The organism is Protofrankia sp. Cr1 (assembly GCF_963555865.1).
Classification (GTDB): Bacteria; Actinomycetota; Actinomycetes; order Frankiales; family Frankiaceae; genus Protofrankia.
Map to the genome: position 1 here is coordinate 1 of NZ_CAUVXO010000681.1, position 2,590 is coordinate 2,590.

The 2,590-nt window shown below is 65.4% G+C and carries 2 protein-coding genes and 1 pseudogene; all 3 read left to right on the forward strand.

Annotated elements, in window-relative coordinates; genetic code table 11:
* Positions 1 to 274 precede the first annotated feature (274 nt).
* Positions 275 to 793, forward strand: coding sequence for an endonuclease domain-containing protein (locus U9980_RS27910; RefSeq protein ID WP_322770658.1), 519 nt, complete (start codon positions 275 to 277; stop codon positions 791 to 793).
* 13 nt (positions 794 to 806) lie between these two features.
* Positions 807 to 1,529, forward strand: a complete 723-nt coding sequence (locus tag U9980_RS27915) for a hypothetical protein (RefSeq protein ID WP_322770659.1) — start codon at positions 807 to 809, stop codon at positions 1,527 to 1,529.
* Positions 1,526 to 2,590 (forward strand): annotated as a pseudogene (locus U9980_RS27920) (ATPase); the annotation flags it as partial. The gene U9980_RS27915 and the pseudogene U9980_RS27920, both read left to right, overlap by 4 nt.

A 2,590-nucleotide genomic window follows, 5' to 3' on the forward strand; every position in this document is an offset into this window, starting at 1 on the left:
TGTGAAACCCTGTCACCGGATGTGGGGGGCTCCGTGGCGGCAGGCATTCGTATCGGAGTCCGATTCGTATCGGAGTCAGAACCGTCACGGTCGGGGGTGCTGGGGTGACATGGTCGTGGGCGCAGGTGCCGCTCGATCGTGTCGTGCGCCTTACCGAGGCGAGCCCCGAAGCCATCGAATTATCGCTGGAGCCACTACCCGACGACGCGCCCGCTGTCATCAGCTACCGACCGATCGCCACGACGTCTCCCACATCAATGATTTCGAGTGGCTCGTGTACCACGGCCGTGCCGGCGTGTGGCTCACGGGTGATCCGCTTCAAACCGTGGACCGGATCTGCGCGGCCGCGGTGGACCTGACCGGGACTGTCGCGGAATTCACCCGCCAACAGATGTTCACCGACCCCGCACCCATCGAACGTACGCCCATCAGCTACCCGCCCCTCGCCGGCAGGCCGCATCCGGCGAGCCAGGCCGAACACATGCTGGAAACAGCGCTGGCGGCACGGCCGTGGGCGATGGGACGAACCTGGAATCAGACCTACCGCTTCGGCCCACTGGTCAACCCGGTCCGGCTGGATCTGGCGTGGTCCGCCGAGCGATGTGTGGTCGAGGTCGACGGTCCGGAACACTGTGGGCTGGCGCGCTACGAAGCGGATCGGCGCCGCGACGTGGACCTCCAGCTCGACGGCTTCGCCGTGCTGCGGTTCACCAACACCCAGATCCTTCATGATCTGGATGCAGTGCTGCTCCGCATCGAGCGTTTCATCCGGACCCGACGCCAAGGACAGTAGGAGGAATAAGGAAATGCCCAGCGAGACGTTGACCCCGAGCGAGGTGGCGATCCTCTTGGCGTTGATGGCGGAGGCGACCGAGGTCTCCAACCCGGAGCTGAAAAACGCCTACGGTCTGAGGCTCGACGGCGCCTCGCGCAGGAAGCTCAATGACCTGAAGCTGGTGGCGAGCCGCCGCGCGGGTAGCCCGTTCATCCACGAACTGACCGAAAGCGGATGGGCACGGTGCCGCGAGGAGCTGTCGGCGCCGCGTCCGGCGCGCGGTGGTCCCGCCGCCGGTGCGCTGTATGCCGTACTGGCCGGCATCAACCGTTATCTCGAACAGGAAGATCTCGTTCCCGCCGACGTCTTCCGGCCCCGCAGCGAGCCCCCGCCCGAAACCGGGTCGGCGTTGCCGAAAGCCGAAGCCGCGATACCGACCGCTTCGACGGCCGGTTTCGACGGATCCGCCGGACCCGCCGGACCCGCCGGACCTGATCTCGATATTCGGATCCGGGATGCCTATCGACAGCTCGCCGAACGTCCCGGAAGCTGGGTAAGCCTTACCCGGCTACGCTCCCTTCTCGGTGATGCCGAGCATGACGACGTGGACACGGTGCTACGCCGGATGGACCGCAGCCCGCGGGTGAACCTCATACCCGAGGAGAACCAGAAGACGTTGACCAGCGAGGATCGGGCGGCGGCGGTGAAGATAGGCGGCCAGGACAACCACCTGCTCGCGATCGAGGACGTATGACCGCCCTGGAACGCAAGGCGTTCGCCGCTCTCCGGCTGGACTGGGCGCGCACACCGGAGGACGTGTGGCGGACCTCCTCGGTGCATGTCGACGGACTCCACGCCCACGCGACACTCAGCATCGACGCCGGGATCACCGACGCCGTCGCGAGCAGCGGCTCCAGTCCCATCGGGATCGTCGTCCAGGGCCAACGCGGGTCGGGAAAGACACACCTGCTCGGCTGGGTGCGGGAAAGGGTGCACAGCGTAGACGGCTACTTCTTTCTCATCGGGCCGCTGAGCGGCACGACCTTCTGGGAAAGCGTCGCCGGTGCCATGCTTGAGAATCTGCTGCGCGACGTCGACGGACAGGGCACGCAACTTTCACTCTTCCTCCGGCGGCTGTCGTCACTGCTCGGGGTGACCGACCAGGTCCAAGCCGGCGTCGTCGGTGACACCGAGCTGGCACCGGAGCATCTGAAGGACTTCATCGTCGGGCTGCGCACGTTCGACAACAAGCTCGGACGGGAATGTCAGGACACGCTGCGGGCGATGGTCCTGTACGGCGCGGCCGACTTCGCCGCGCAGGACATCGGCCAGAGCTACCTCCAGTCGATGGAGGAGCAGGAACCGGGCGAGCGCGCGCGGCGGGGCATGCGCACGCCCGCGAAACCGGCGCGGCAGATCGTCAGCGAGATCTCACGTCTGCTGGCACTCACCGGCCCGAGTGTGATAGCCATCGACCAGATCGACACGATTATCGCGGAAACCACATCCGCCGGGGACAAGGAGACCGGGCCGCAGGACTGGCATCCCAACCCGCTTTTCGATCAGGTGGCGGACGGGCTCCTGGTGCTGCGTGACGTGACAGCGCGCACGCTGTGCATAGTCGCATGTCTGCCGAACACCTGGATCCTCATCAGGGATCACGCCGTGGCCACGGTAAGCGACCGGTTCCGTGAACTCACCACCCTGAACAGGATAGAAAACCCGATGATCGGTCAAGAGATCATCAAAAGGCGCTTCGCCGATCGTTTCCGGAAAATATACTTCAAGGCGCCGCATCCTACCTGGCCGGTAAAA